This window comes from Thalassolituus hydrocarboniclasticus (assembly GCF_025345565.1).
Classification (GTDB): Bacteria; Pseudomonadota; Gammaproteobacteria; order Pseudomonadales; family Oceanobacteraceae; genus Venatoribacter; species Venatoribacter hydrocarboniclasticus.
Genome location: NZ_CP054475.1, coordinates 1,452,761 through 1,466,713, shown reverse-complemented (window position 1 = coordinate 1,466,713; position 13,953 = coordinate 1,452,761). Strand labels below are relative to the sequence as shown.

Genomic DNA, 13,953 nt, shown 5'->3' with positions numbered 1-13,953 from the left:
GCCCGATTTATACCACAGAGGAGTTAAAAACGCTTGTTTGCCGCTGATCATTCCTACTTCGCCCTGCCCGGCCAGCATCAGCGCGACCTGATCTGGAGCCTGTTCGGCCCGCCACTGCTCGACTGTGACTGGAGCCCGGCTGAGCAACCCTGGCTGCCTGATCACTGGCAACCTCTGGCTGCCCAACTGAGCCATCTGGCGCCGGACTTCAGCAGTCCGCGTCTGGGATTAATCTTTGAGCAGCTGTGGCAGGAATATCTGCAACTCAGTGGCATCCGTTTTCAGGCCAATGTGCAGATTATTGATCAGGGCAAAACCCTCGGTGAGCTGGACCTGCTGCTGGATAACGGCCGCCAGCAATGGCATCTGGAGCTGGCGCTGAAATTCTATCTTGGCTACGGCAATGAGCAGGGCCAGCACTGGATCGGCCCCAACCGCGCCGATCTGCTGGCACGCAAGATCCGCCATACCCACGAACATCAGCTGCCCATGCGCCAGAATCCGCAGGCACAGCAACAACTGGCAGCACTGAACTGGCAGCCGCAGGCCAGTCTGGCGGTGATGCGCGGCTGCCTGTTTTATCCGGCCAACCCGCAATATCAGGCCAGCCTGCCAGCGGAAGTGTCGGCCCGGCACTGGCGCGGACACTGGTGCCATGCCCGGCAGGCCGCTGATTATCTGCCACCGGGGCGCTGGTATGTATTGGCCAAACCACAGTGGCTGAGCCCGGCGCTGGCGGCTTTCAGCATCGGCCGGGAGGAGTTACTTGAGTATCTGCGCACGCATTTCCGTCACCTGACCTATCCCTGCTGCGTGATACAGACAGAGGAAGGTCCATACGGCTGGGCCGAACAGCAGCGCTGGCTGATTATGCCGGATGACTGGCCACAGAACGGCACCCATAAGAATCTGCCGGTGAAGCTGGGCTGAAGCAGGTAAAAGCGAGAATGATCAGAGCGAATAACCACGCCGGCCCTGCAAGCCGCCGCTGTGGATCAGTAAAACCCGGGCGTTCAAAGGTTCAGTCACCAACTCCCGCTCAAAAGCCAGCAGCAGTTTGGCGGTATACACCGGGTCCAGTGGCAGATGCTGATGATCATAGCGTTCAATCAGCGCCAGCAGCTCCGGCGAAGTACGTCCGAACGCCCCCAGATGCGCATCATCCAGCAGGCGCCAGCGTATATCCGCCGGCATCGCCTGCTGCCAGGCGCGCTGGCGTTCGCCCTGATCGGCAACCGCATTCACCCCGACCAGTTCACAATCAATCCGTTGTTCCTGCAGCCCTTTCGCCAGCCCCAGTGCCGTTGTCCCACTGCCAACCGCCAGCCAGACCTGATCGTAGTCTGCGCACAATGGCGCCAGTTGCCGGCACTCCTGCTCTCCGGCATCACCTGCGCCGCCCTCAGGAATCACAAAGGCATCGTAGTGCTGAGCCAGTTCCTGCTGCCATTGCGGATCATAACGCTGGGCGTAAGTTTTTTTATCGGCGAAAACCAGTTCAGTACCCCAGCTCTGGCAATCCTGCAGGGTTGCCGTCAGCGGCAAATGCGCATAACCGCGCACCAGCGCAATCACCGGAATATTCAGTGCCTGTCCGAGAGCCGCAAGGGCATGCAGATGATTGGAGTACGGGCCGCCGAAACTCAGCAGCGCACGGCGGCCGGATGCTCTGAAGCGCGGCAGAAATCCGGCCAGCTTAAAGGCTTTGTTACCGGAGATATGAGGATGCAGACGATCAAGCCGCAGGATATCGACATGGCCGCGGGACGGCAGGCCAGGCACAGGCTCAATCAGGGCGGCCAGCTCAGCCGGATCAATCCCGGACCAGCCAGCCCCGGTGTCGTCAGCTGCCGGCAAGGTGCAACTGGCGGTGCAGTTTACAGTAGGCATTCAGATCGTGATCGAACTCACGCGGGTGTTCTATACGGGGGATTTCAGCGTTGCATTGCTGACAGCGCGGATCGTCATAATGATCCAGCCAGCGGCGGTAAACCTCTTCGCTGACAAAACACTTCTGTGCCGCGTAGGCCAGGGGGTTATCGGCATAACGCAGCATGTTGGCCGGCGTAATGGTCAGATGACCAACGCCCGGATGAAATGCCACCAGCACCGCTTCCAGACCATCCAGACGATTAACAAAACGTTCAGCGCTCTGCTCTTCTGCCTGTTCCAGATACTGGCGCAGGGTTGCTGCTTCTTCTTTTAAGCGTGCAGCCTCTTCATCACTGACCACAGGCTCTGCCGCTGGCTGGTTATCGTTCAGCGCCTGACGTAAACGCTCAGCCTCCTGACGCTCCTGCTCCAGCGCCAGGGTCAGGCTTTCGACTTCGGCTGCATGAGCAGCCATTTCATTACGGTGCACCTGACGCAGTTCTTCAAGTTCAGCTTCGCCGGAGGCATCCGCCTGACGTCCCAGCTTTTCATTCAGGCTCTTCTGCCGCTCAATTTCCTGCTGCAGCTGTTGCAGCTGACGGCGGTAAGCTTCCATCTCGTTGCGCAGCGTGCGCTTAAGGTCTTCGACTTCCGGGTCGCTGTGCTTTTTAGCCAGCAGACTGCCGGCACCAGCGCCGCCGGTTACCCGCTCCACCGCAGAAATACGCTCCTGCGGCCACAGATCACGTTCCGTTAACGGTGCCTGATCGCGCAAGGTGTTGCCACGCAATGCTTTGCGAATCGCCATAAAATCGGATGTCACCGGCTCCCACAGAGATTCTGCATGCCAGCTGATGGAACACTGACTGCGACAGGCCAGCCGGATACGGCCGGCGCCCATATTAGGACCACGCCCGGCACTGTCAGCCAGACGACGCAGCGGCATATACCAGCGCGCATCAATCACGGAATGTTTAACCGGTGCCTCAAACAGCACCAGCGCTTCGGCCGAACGGTGATTGCCGATCTGCAGATAAGCGGCCTGTATTTTGTGTTCAGCAGCATGCTGCAGAGGTGTTTGCTGACGAACCAGACGTTCAAAATCTGCCAGCCAGTACGCTTCGACCACCTCATGGTCATGCAGAATCAAAACGGCTTCCTGAATACTCATGCTTGCATCTCTGCTTATGGTGCCGGACAGACAAAAGCCATCATCAGCGGGTAGTAACAAAGTAAGATTGTCAGACACACTAATGAAAACTCATGAACCCGAACAGGTCAGTTTCCGCCACCAAAATTGGTTTTTACATTATGTGACAAACTTCACATTTGATTTTTCTCTTTAGTATCAACAACTTAAATCAATACCAAATCATGGGCATGTGACATTTTACGACCGGGAAAAAGGCCAGTCAGGATAACCGGCGGAATCTTCAGTAATCAGGAGCCACTCAGAATTTGCGTTTTTCTGAAGTGGCCGGATTACTGGGAATACCAAAGGGGTCATGCTCTTCTTTCGCTTCTTTCGATAAGGCCTGCGCCAGATTGTCTTCCTTCTTGGCTCCACCGTTATATAAAGAAGCAGTACGCTGAGTCAGATCGCGGATGCGCTGGTTTTTTTCCGGATACTGCAGATCAAACTCAATCAGAAGTTTTTTCGCGGCTTTATAGTAATTGGTTGCGGTGATCACATCACCACGCCCTGCCGCAACATCCCCCTGTGCAGTGTAAGTATCGACTTCTTTCTCCAGCAGTGTCAGACGCAGATAACGGCGATACTCCATCATCGCCGTTTCTGAAATCAGGCGCTTGCGCGCCATCACATTCAGCGCTTTAAGAATGCGGCCAAACTGGCGTCTGGCAAACCGGATCTCACGGTCGCTTTTCAGCACCCGGCGATTACCTTTGCCCTCATCAATCTTGCGGCGATAAGGCGCTGCATCAAACAGCTCCTGTGCCGAGCCGCTGTTATCTTTCTTGGGTAAAGCTTCCTGATAAACAACATACAACTGCTCAACCCGCTCAAGAATCGCCAGCTGCACTTCTTTGAAGTTATCAACCAGAATCAGAAATTCCAGCGCCTCCAGCAGATCATCTGCCCCCTGCTTAATTGCACGGGCCTGCAGTCGCTGGGCCTGTTGCGTCTGTTCTCTGCGCCCAGCCATAACCAGTCCGAACAGGATCAACGCAACCGGCAGTGCGATAGCCACCACTAACCCAATCGCTGACATAAAAAACGCTTCCCCTCAATTTATGCTATTCCTAAACGACGGCCTTGTTTTACGGCCATTTATGGCACTCATATCGCCATATACTGGTGACAAGTTTAGCAACATTTCACCACCCTGCCGGGCCCCATTGCAGAACTCAGGTAACGAGAGAAGCTTGACCACCCCCCCCGGTGTACCTATAAAGTGTCGCCTTCTGTGTGCCTGGCTATATCAACGAGAAAGGGTTAATCAAAGGAATATGGGCAAATCGCTGGTTATCGTGGAGTCGCCTGCAAAGGCCAAAACCATCAATAAATACCTCGGCAAGGACTTTATTGTTAAGTCCAGCGTGGGCCACGTTCGCGACCTGCCAACCTCTGGTTCAGGCCAGCCCAGCGACCCTAAAGAGCGCGCCAAACAGGCGGCTCTCACCCGTAAAATGTCGCCCGAAGCCAAGGCCGAATACAAAAAGAAAAAGTCCCGCGAGCAGTTAATTGGCCGCATGGGCGTTAACCCGGAAAAACACTGGGAAGCCAACTATCAGGTGCTGCCGGGCAAAGAAAAAGTGGTCGAAGAACTGCAGCGATTGGCCAAAGATGCCGACCAGATCTATCTCGCAACGGATTTGGACCGCGAGGGAGAAGCCATCGCCTGGCACCTTCGTGAGATTATTGGCGACAGTAAAAAAGAATACCGCCGTGTGGTCTTTAACGAGATTACCAAAAAAGCCATTCAGAGCGCGTTCGAACAGCCATCTGAGCTGAATATGAACCGTGTTAACGCCCAGCAGGCACGCCGTTTCCTCGACCGGGTTGTCGGTTTTATGGTGTCACCACTGCTGTGGAGCAAGGTCGCGCGTGGTTTATCCGCCGGCCGGGTACAGTCGGTTGCTGTTCGTCTGATTGTTGAGCGCGAGCGGGAAATCCGTGCCTTTATTCCACAGGAATACTGGGAAACCTTCGCCGACCTGAGCACCCCGGCCGGTGAAGCTTTGCGCGCCCAGGTAATGCGCCAGAACGGTAACGAATTCCGTCCGGTTAACGAGCAGGACACCATGTCCGCCGTCGCCGCGCTGCGTGGCCACCGCTATGAAGTATTAAAGCGCGAAGACAAGCCGACCAGTTCCAAACCGGCTGCGCCTTTTATCACCTCCACGCTGCAGCAGGCTGCCAGTACACGTCTGAGTTTCAGTGTTAAGAAAACCATGACGCTGGCGCAGCGCCTGTACGAAGCCGGTTACATCACTTATATGCGTACCGACTCGACCAATCTGAGTCAGGAAGCCGTCAGCAATGTGCGTGATTACATCAGCGATAAACTGGGCGAGCAGTATCTGCCGGATGAACCACGCAGCTACAGCAGCAAAGAAGGTGCACAGGAAGCGCACGAAGCGATCCGCCCTTCCGATGTCCGCCTGCGTGCAACCGATCTCAGCGCTATGGAACCGGATGCACAGCGTTTATACGATCTGATCTGGCGCCGTTTTGTTGCCTGTCAGATTAAAGACGCGCAATTCACCAGCACCAGCATTACGGTCAAAGCCGGCGAGTTTGAACTGAAAACCCGCGGTCGCGTTATGCGCTTTGACGGCCACCTGAAAGTATTGGCCGCGATGGGCAAAGGCGAAGATGACGTACTGCTGCCGGATGTCAGCGAAGGCGATACCCTGCAGTTGGTCGAACTTGAGCCGAAGCAACACTTCACCAAACCGGCGCCGCGCTTTTCGGAAGCCGCACTGGTTAAAGAGCTGGAAAAACGCGGTATCGGCCGTCCTTCAACCTATGCATCAATTATTTCCACCATCCAGGAGCGTGGTTACGTCAGCCTGAAAGGCCGTCGTTTTTACGCGGAAAAAATGGGGGATATTGTCACCAGCCGTCTGGTTGAGAACTTCGACGACCTGATGGACTTCGGCTTTACCGCCAGCATGGAAGAAAAACTCGACCATATTGCCGAGGGTGATATGAACTGGACCGATGTTCTGGACGAGTTTTATCAGGGCTTTCAGCAAAAGCTTGAGGCTGCTGAAGGTGAAGATGGCATGCGTCCGAATGACCCGGTCGACACCGATATTCCATGCCCTACCTGTGGCCGCCATATGCAGATACGCACGGGTTCTACCGGTGTATTCCTCGGTTGTTCCGGCTACAGCCTGCCGCCAAAAGAACGCTGCACTCAAACGCTCAATCTGGTACCGGGCGATGAAGCCATCTCCGCCGATGAAGACGAAGAGGCAGAAAGCCGCCGCCTGATGGATAAGCGCCGTTGCAGCATCTGCGACAGTGCCATGGAAAGCTATCTGCTGGACGAAACCCGTAAAGTGCACATCTGTGGTAATAACCCGGACTGCAGCGGCTTCGCCGTAGAAACCGGCCAGTTCAAGATTAAAGGCTATGACGGTCCAACACTTGAATGCGATAAATGCGGCAGTGAAATGCAGCTGAAATCCGGTCGCTTCGGCAAATACTTTGGCTGTACCAACAGCGAATGTAAGAACACCCGCAAATTATTGAAGAGCGGCGAAGCAGCACCTCCGAAAATGGAGCCTATTGCGATGCCGGAACTGAAATGTCAGAAAGTAGACGACACCTACGTTCTGCGTGACGGCGCAACGGGCTTGTTCCTCGCTGCCAGCCAGTTCCCGAAAAAACGCGAAACCCGTGCTCCACTGGTTGAAGAATTACTTCCTCATCAGGCCGAGCTGCCGCAGAAATACCATTTCCTGCTGGATGCTCCGCGCCAGGATCCGGAAGGTAATCCTGCCATCATCCGTTACAGCCGCAAAACCAAAGAGCAGTATGTAATGAGTGAAAAAGACGGCAAAGCCACCAGCTGGTCGGCCTATTACGTCGATAATAAATGGGTTGAGCACGACAAGAAAAAAGCACCCGCCAAAAAGGCCGACAAAGCCTGACTCACACCAATGTCTGGGGAAAGTATCGGTTAATTTGATACTTTTCCCGGATTTTTCCGCGAATTATTCATTGCTATGTTCAGATTTCCACTCAAGGAGAGATGACTATGCAATGGATAAAGCACGCACTACTTTCTTTCTGCCTGATTCTGGGCACACTCAGCGTACAGGCTGCGGAAACCAGCAAGCCGGCTGAAAATACGGTAAAAGCCGTTAATATCAATACCGCCACCGCAGAGCAACTCAGCCAGCTTGATGGTATTGGCAAAACAAAAGCGGAAGCCATTATTTTATACCGCGAGCAACATGGTCAGTTTAAATCACTGGACGACATCACCCAGGTTAAAGGAATCGGCAAGGCCATCCTTGATAAAAACCGCTCCATGCTGGCACTGGAATAAAATATAAAACAGCGCATAAAAAGCGCGCACAAAAAAAGAGCCGCTATGCGGCTCTTTTTTTCAGGTATTTTCTGTTTATCGGTCAGTCTGTTACCAGGCAATTTCCCCATTCACAGCGTACCAGCAAATAGCTGTTATCCGGACAACGGGCATCGTAAACCTCATGCGGCCAGGCATTTTTCAGCAGATGTACTTCTGCCCCGGAACAACCGTTACGCTTCGCCATTTTTTCTACGACATAAAAAGAGCGGCCATACACCTTGCCGGCTTTTTGCTCAACGGCTGCGCGCTTCAGATTCAGGTCCGTGCCATCACGCTGTGAGCGGCGCTGTAAATTGACCAGTGACTCGTACACTTTATCCTGGCTGCGCAGGTCACGTTCGCCCTGATTATATTGTGATAATACGCGCAAACAGAGATCTTCTTTATCACCACTGGCGCTCAGCAATTCCTGCACTTCGGCCTCGGCCGTTTCAACTACCTGCCAGGTCAGGGCCATCGCCATGCGGGCACCGGTTTCAGTACGGTCATCGGTCACATGAATAATATCGTAGGCCAGTCCAAAATCGGCGCTCTCGACAAAGGCACCATTACGCTGCCACCAGTTTTGCTTGGCGGTATAGGCCGCCTGTTTGGCTTTGGCGCTGACATCATCACAGGCATCAACCCAGGTACGCAGCGTGGTATCGGTCTGCAGCGCGTAATAAACCGCCTCACCGGTAGGTGACAGCTGAGTGCTGGAGCAGCCTTGTAACAGCGCCAGCGAAGCCAGGATCAGTCCGGAAAAAATCCGCATGGTAATCGTCCTTTTATTCAGAAATGGGTTCAGGTTGAGCGCTGCTCTGCAGCCAGTTAAGCAATTGTGCCTCATCGAAGGGCCAGTCAAGTTCAGCCCCGCTTTGTTCATTCAGCAGCACCGGAATCCGCAAACCATAGCGTTCTGCCAGAGCTTCTGTTTCAGCAATATCTTCGATATAAACATCGAGGGTTATCTGGCTGGCGACATTCACAATTACCGCTTGTGCCAGTTCACACAGATGACAGGCCTCTGTGCCAAATAAAACCAGTGCCATCTGGTTATTCCAGTTAAAAACAGACAGGGGAAGTATAGCGGTTAGCACCGGGGCAGACAAAAAGTCTGCCGCCGAGAGAAGGAGAAAAAGAAATTACGCTCAGGCTTTATTAGCGAGCAGTGAATTCAACCCCTCATGGAAAGAATTCCAGACCGGTAAGCGTTCTTCTTCCGGCAACAATTGATTCACCAGATCCTGCAAGGTCTGCGGCGCATCAGCCAGCGGTCTGGCCTTTTCCAGCGCAGCCATATAAGCATCCACATAAGACGCCAGCGGCGCTTTCAGCGATTCCAGCTCTGGTGTAGGCAACTGTGGCTGAACACTGGCATAGGCTTTGGTTGAGGTCGCAACTGTTTGTTGCGTCAGATTAAGACTCATCGCCGCCAGTTGGCTGCCATCAAAGCCAAGGTCCATTGCCTGTCCCAAAGCCGCACCAATATCACCGGCAAAAAAACGCTCACTCAGCGCCTGCACATCATCAAACAGGCCCGCCAGCGCGGTGCGCTCGGCATCACTCAGACTGCCATTTACTTCCATACTCCAGTTTTGCTGAGCCGATGCCTGCAAACTGAAAGCCGAATTACCCTGCCCATCCTGGCTGATTGACGTGCTGAGACTGCTGCCCTGGGAGAAACGCACCGTCACCCGATCGCCTTCCTGGGTCAGAACCTGCAGAGACAACTCATTGGCCACACTGAGTGAGCTTTTGCTGGCAAGCAATGCACGACTCTGATCTGCCGGGCGGGCGAGCTGATCCAGACCGTCATCGACCAGCTGACGTCCGGCAGCAATCTGCCCTTTTAACTCGTCATCCAGCAGTCCCATACCGTCGAGCATCTCTGTTGCCTGGGCATAACCTTTGGCAATGCCTTCGCGGGCAGCCTGCAGGCGCTGATCGATACGACTCTGATCCGCCCCCTGAGAACGCAGCTGGTTAATACCATTTTGTACATGGCGCAGGATGGCTGAAGCGGTTTCTTCAGGGCTCTGCTTTTTATCCAGCTGTACAACGCCGGGAAGTGCCTTAGCCAGGGATTCGGCTGCCGCCCCCTGCTTTACATCACTGGCAGAAGCTGCGGTCTTCTTACTGCCCTCAGGATTCTGCATACCGTAATTCCGGTATTGCGAGGGGGTAATTGTGATTGCCATATAGCCTCCGCTCAGACTGTGTTGCTGTTCTTTGGGTTATCGGCCGGCGCCGCCGGAAATTGAACCCTGTGACAGTTTAGTCAGTAGATAAAAAAAGCCCGCACTGGCGGGCTTTTTCTGTTTGCGCTAACAGGCTGATAAAAGTACAGGCCTGCAGGTCAGTAGCAGACCGCTCCCTGATGATAGTCGTAGCCGAAATCCAGCTTCCAGCAGACTTTATTACGCTCAATTTCGTTCATGATGTGATCCGGATGCTCATTCAGCAGCTGCATGGTTTTTAACGTTTTGTACGCCGCATGCAATGCCTTCTGGTCCAGCGCGATCACCTCTTCTTTGCTCATGATTCCCTGATCCAGCAAGGCCTGACGCCACTCGGCTACATCCTGAGTCTGCATAATATGTTCAACCAGCGGCTGAATCAGCGATAGTTTTTGCGTCTGGCTCATAACAAATCCTCCGAATAAAAACCCGATTACAATGGCTCAGGCACACGAAGAAAACCAGATCAAAAAATGAACACTATTATGAAAGGAACTCAAAGATTGCCCGAAAGCAGCCAGAACAGGGCTGCTTTCGGCCTGTAATCAATGCCGCTCAGGACTGTTTGCGCTGATTGCGGTATTCAACCGGCGTCTGACTGGTCCAACGCTTGAAAGCCCGGTAGAAGGTACTCGGCTCGGAAAAACCGGTGAGGTAAACAATTTCGTCGATACTCTCATCGGTACCGGACAGTAAACGCTTGGCAAGGTTACAGCGGTAATCGGCCAGCAACTGGTTGAAGTTAGTACCCGCTTCCGCCAGACGGGTGCGCAGAGTGCGGGATTTGATTCCCAGACGCTCAGCCACATCCTCAAGACTGACCTGCCCTGTCTCCAGAATTTCACCGAACACTTTATACACGCGGGTGACGATGTCCTGACGCTCCAGCTTGGCAACATGTTCTATTGCCAGTTTTTCGTGCAGCTGCAACAACTCAGGCTCAGCATGGGAGGAAGGCAGGTCCAGCAACTGGGTATTGAAGTAAATGCGGTTATCTTCCTGCTCAAACAGAACCGGGCAGGCAAAAATCCGTTCATGTTCTGTGCTGTCAGCCGGTTTTTCATGGCTGAAGTGCACGCAGGATGGCACAAAGGCGTCATCGGTTACATAACGGAAGAAACGAATCAGGCCGAGTGCCATACACTCATTCAGATGACGCAGGCCGGCCACACGGTCACTGGCGCTCTCTACCAGAATATAAGCCTGATCATCTTCAATACCGGTACTGGCCTGGGATGCATCGCTGAGCAGGCGCTGATAATTCAGGGCTCGTTTCAGCCCTTCGCCAAAGGTTGGACTGGAAAGAAACAGGTACTGCAGCACCTGCCCCTTGTATACGGGCATATGTTCGCCAAGATGCAGGCCGATATCAGCATCCCGACTGACCTCTTCGAGCACATGCCAGAAAATCAGCTGAGCTTCATGCGGGGTACGGATATTCCGGTCTGCCAGCAGTTCGGGAGTGACGCCCAGACGCGCAAACACCGCATCCACATCCAGCCCCATCTTCAGCATGGCCTGATGAGCCAGCTGGATCATAACGCCAGAGTCACGCAGTTCTGTCATTCCACCGGACATAAGTCGTTGAAATTCCTGATGAGTGTTGGCGAATTCTGCCAGATAAACAGGCCGCTGCAAGTCCTATTGACCAAACTGACGCCGGGCACCAACAGGCTGCGCCAATGGCCCCCCGTAAGCCGGCTCTATACTCACCAGTCTCACCCTTGTCTGATCAGAATATTAATTAAGGACGCCGTGGTTATGACTCAAGCTATACGCATGCAATTCAGTGCGACTCCGGGCACTCTGGGGCAATATCTGCGGGCACTGCTGGCCCGCGGATCCGGCCAGCGCGATATTACAATGCCGGACATTGAAGCCTTACAGGTGGGCGTCAAAGCCCGGCCTGAGCGTGTGGCAGCCTACGCCGGTGTTTGCGGCTTCCGCAGTCAGTCTTCGCTGTTGCCACTGACCTACCCGCACGTACTGGCCTTTCCGCTGCATATGGAACTGATGCTGCACAAACACTTTCCCCTAGCGCTGATGGGACTGGTTCATATCCGCAACGACATTACCCAGTACCGGGCCATCCGTCAGGAAGAAAAACTGGATATCCGCTGCCACTTTTCCGGAAGTAAGCAGACCGACAAGGGACTGGAGTTTGATATTCATACCGAAATTACCATCGGCGGAGAAAAAGTATGGGAGTCTGTCAGTACCAACCTGGCAAGAATGCGCAGCTCTGCAACAAAGGGCCCGCGTAAAGAACGCACAGAACTGCCAGCATTCGCCACCGCCGAACGCTGGACCCTGAACAGCGATCTGGGTCGCCGCTATGCCAGAGTATCAGGTGATTCCAACCCGATTCACCTATACGCCCTGTCAGCCAGACTGTTTGGTTTCAAAAGCCACATTGCCCATGGTATGTGGAGCAAAGCCCGTACAGCTGCAGCGCTGCAGCCGCTGCTGGGCAGTGATGCCTGCCGCCTGCAGGTCGAGTTCAAACTGCCGGTATTCCTGCCCTCGACAGTAGAGCTGAACTACAACCTGCACGAAACCCTGAATCCGGAAACCGTGACAAGCAGCGGTATCGACTTTGAATTACGTAATACCCAGGGCGACAAAGTGCACATGAAAGGCCGCATAGAAAAGATCTGAACGATCAAAAACCGCCCGGAGTCAGCCGTTCTGAGTCCGGGCGGCAATGCCGCCAAGCCATGACTCCGCCTCGTCACGCCGGTCAAAGCGCTGAACCGGATAGGCCGGGGCATGGTAACTGAGAAACATAGACGTCAGATGGCGCAGCATAAAAGAGTCGCCGACAATCGCCATGGCACTGGTTGTGCGCAGCAAATCCGGGTGTGAGGCAAAAATCTGAACTTCGAAATCAACCGTAAGAATATCCTGCCCAAGCAGCAGTACCGGCCGCTTTTGCCGCCCGGCAATGCGCGCATGGGCGTTGTGCATAAAGCGTACAAGATTGGTGGTCAGATGACTGAAACCATGAAGGTCATGGTAGACAATGCCGTTTTCTCCCAGCCAGGTTCGTGGCTTATGTGGAGAACTCAAACCTCGAATTGTCATATTAACCATATTTTTAATAATTGATTTTCATAAACGATAGCAAAACTCATCGGAAAATAAAGTCCATTATTGCCAAATTTTCCGCTATCCGGGTACAAGCAAGCAGACTTATTGACAAATCTGCCTATATTGGCTGAGATCCGCCAGCTCACAAAAAGCAGCGGACACATAAAAACTTCCGGGACGAATCATCGTGGTGCTCTGTAAATAGCCTGAAGAGTAGCTTTATATTGAAGCGCTGACTGGTATCATGCCTGACATAAGGTGGCGCAGGCGGAAGCTTCTGTACCTGCCGGAAAATAACAAGACAATGTCTGCATCGCAGATCAGAACAACTATAAAAATGGATCTCCTCACTATGGCTTCATCTTCCTGCTCGCCCATGCGTGGCGGCATACTGACTTCCCTGGCATTAAGCTCTCTGCTTGGTCTTTCTCTGGTTTCTCCTGCAGCCCTGGCTGAAGGCGGATTCGTTGGCCTGCAGGGCGGCATTACCGACTCACAGGATATGGATTCCTTCGGTAACACCATCAAACTGACGTTTGGCCCGAATATTACCGACCGCCTGGCACTGGAATTCGGCATTATGGATATTGGTGAAGCCAGCTACGATGACCCTGAAGCCGACTTTACCGATGTCGGCGATGACACTCCGCCAAGGTTCACCAATACCAAACACGGCACGGTCTCGCGCACCAATGCCATTACCGATGCTACCGACCCGGCCGATAACCGCCAGTCCTTTGCTACCTACACCGGTTTTGCCAGTGCGCGTCCACAAAGCTTTCTTATCACTTTCCGCTATCGCTTCCCGCTAACGGACAGTATCGACTTTTTCCTGAAGACCGGCGCTAACCTCTGGGTCGCTGATTACGACATCGTTGAAATCAAAGCCTTTCAGGATCAGACCATCAGCCGCCGGGTCGTCAATACCAAGCAAACCTCCGCCATTGACCAGATTAGCGGTGGCGGATTCTTCTGGCGCGCCCACCCCAATCTGGCATTACGCGCCGAATTAGAGACAACGGCGCTGGATAGCAAAGAATTCAGCCGGGTTCGCTTCCAATTAATTACATTGGGTGCCCAGTACGAATTCTGAAAAAGCGAATCATCCCCCCACCTTCACCACCTGCCCGGACAAGAAAACACCAAGAAAACCTTATTCCGGGTAGGTTTATGCCAATAATTGTTAGTTTCGTCACAATATAACC

At 53.7% G+C, this 13,953-nt stretch carries 14 protein-coding genes; 5 read left to right on the top strand and 9 right to left on the bottom strand.

Annotation, left to right across the window (positions count from 1 at the left end):
* The first annotated feature begins 33 nt into the window (after window positions 1–33).
* The gene (locus tag HUF19_RS06465; protein WP_260999020.1) at window positions 34–930 is read left to right on the top strand and encodes a DUF1853 family protein; all 897 of its coding nucleotides are present in this window, start codon (window positions 34–36) and stop codon (window positions 928–930) included.
* 21 nt (window positions 931–951) lie between these two features.
* Here the strand turns inward: HUF19_RS06465 and HUF19_RS06460 are convergent, their stop codons facing one another.
* The 3 genes from HUF19_RS06460 to HUF19_RS06450 form a co-directional block, all read right to left on the bottom strand.
* The gene (locus HUF19_RS06460; RefSeq protein ID WP_260999019.1) at window positions 952–1,890 is read right to left on the bottom strand and encodes a 1-aminocyclopropane-1-carboxylate deaminase/D-cysteine desulfhydrase; all 939 of its coding nucleotides are present in this window, start codon (window positions 1,888–1,890) and stop codon (window positions 952–954) included.
* Window positions 1,844–3,043, bottom strand: coding sequence for a hypothetical protein (locus tag HUF19_RS06455; RefSeq protein ID WP_260999018.1), 1,200 nt, complete (start codon window positions 3,041–3,043; stop codon window positions 1,844–1,846). The genes HUF19_RS06460 and HUF19_RS06455 overlap by 47 nt, the downstream gene beginning before the upstream one ends.
* A gap of 280 nt (window positions 3,044–3,323) precedes the next feature.
* Window positions 3,324–4,037 (bottom strand): hypothetical protein, encoded by a 714-nt coding sequence (locus tag HUF19_RS06450; RefSeq protein WP_260999017.1) that lies wholly within the window; start codon window positions 4,035–4,037, stop codon window positions 3,324–3,326.
* Between the two features lie 304 nt (window positions 4,038–4,341).
* On the opposite strand from HUF19_RS06450, the gene topA reads away from it, so the two are divergent.
* Window positions 4,342–6,996, top strand: coding sequence for a type I DNA topoisomerase (topA, locus tag HUF19_RS06445; RefSeq protein WP_260999016.1), 2,655 nt, complete (start codon window positions 4,342–4,344; stop codon window positions 6,994–6,996).
* 107 nt (window positions 6,997–7,103) lie between these two features.
* A complete protein-coding gene (locus HUF19_RS06440) occupies window positions 7,104–7,397 on the top strand; it encodes a ComEA family DNA-binding protein (protein ID WP_260999015.1) in 294 nt (97 codons plus the stop codon).
* A gap of 82 nt (window positions 7,398–7,479) precedes the next feature.
* On the opposite strand, the gene HUF19_RS06435 is transcribed toward HUF19_RS06440, so the two are convergent.
* The 5 genes from HUF19_RS06435 to HUF19_RS06415 all read right to left on the bottom strand — a co-directional run bounded on the left by HUF19_RS06435 (window position 7,480) and on the right by HUF19_RS06415 (window position 11,236).
* Window positions 7,480–8,193, bottom strand: coding sequence for a hypothetical protein (locus HUF19_RS06435; RefSeq protein ID WP_260999014.1), 714 nt, complete (start codon window positions 8,191–8,193; stop codon window positions 7,480–7,482).
* Between the two features lie 13 nt (window positions 8,194–8,206).
* The gene (locus HUF19_RS06430) at window positions 8,207–8,470 is read right to left on the bottom strand and encodes a glutaredoxin family protein (RefSeq protein ID WP_260999013.1); all 264 of its coding nucleotides are present in this window, start codon (window positions 8,468–8,470) and stop codon (window positions 8,207–8,209) included.
* 99 nt (window positions 8,471–8,569) lie between these two features.
* On the bottom strand, window positions 8,570–9,619 hold the full coding sequence (locus HUF19_RS06425) for a DUF5610 domain-containing protein (RefSeq protein ID WP_260999012.1): 1,050 nt from the start codon (window positions 9,617–9,619) through the stop codon (window positions 8,570–8,572).
* Between the two features lie 158 nt (window positions 9,620–9,777).
* On the bottom strand, window positions 9,778–10,065 hold the full coding sequence (locus HUF19_RS06420; RefSeq protein ID WP_260999011.1) for a hypothetical protein: 288 nt from the start codon (window positions 10,063–10,065) through the stop codon (window positions 9,778–9,780).
* 148 nt (window positions 10,066–10,213) lie between these two features.
* Entirely contained in the window at window positions 10,214–11,236 is a 1,023-nt protein-coding gene (locus HUF19_RS06415; protein WP_260999010.1) for an AraC family transcriptional regulator, read from the bottom strand.
* Window positions 11,237–11,419: 183 nt separating this feature from the next.
* On the opposite strand from HUF19_RS06415, the gene HUF19_RS06410 reads away from it, so the two are divergent.
* A complete protein-coding gene (locus HUF19_RS06410) occupies window positions 11,420–12,316 on the top strand; it encodes a MaoC family dehydratase (protein WP_260999009.1) in 897 nt (298 codons plus the stop codon).
* A 21-nt stretch (window positions 12,317–12,337) separates the two neighbouring features.
* Here HUF19_RS06410 and HUF19_RS06405 read toward each other — a convergent pair whose 3' ends face one another.
* Window positions 12,338–12,742, bottom strand: a complete 405-nt coding sequence (locus HUF19_RS06405; protein ID WP_260999008.1) for a SpoIIAA family protein — start codon at window positions 12,740–12,742, stop codon at window positions 12,338–12,340.
* A 358-nt stretch (window positions 12,743–13,100) separates the two neighbouring features.
* Here HUF19_RS06405 and HUF19_RS06400 point away from each other — a divergent pair, with 358 nt between their 5' ends.
* On the top strand, window positions 13,101–13,841 hold the full coding sequence (locus tag HUF19_RS06400) for a porin family protein (protein ID WP_260999007.1): 741 nt from the start codon (window positions 13,101–13,103) through the stop codon (window positions 13,839–13,841).
* Window positions 13,842–13,953 lie beyond the last annotated feature (112 nt).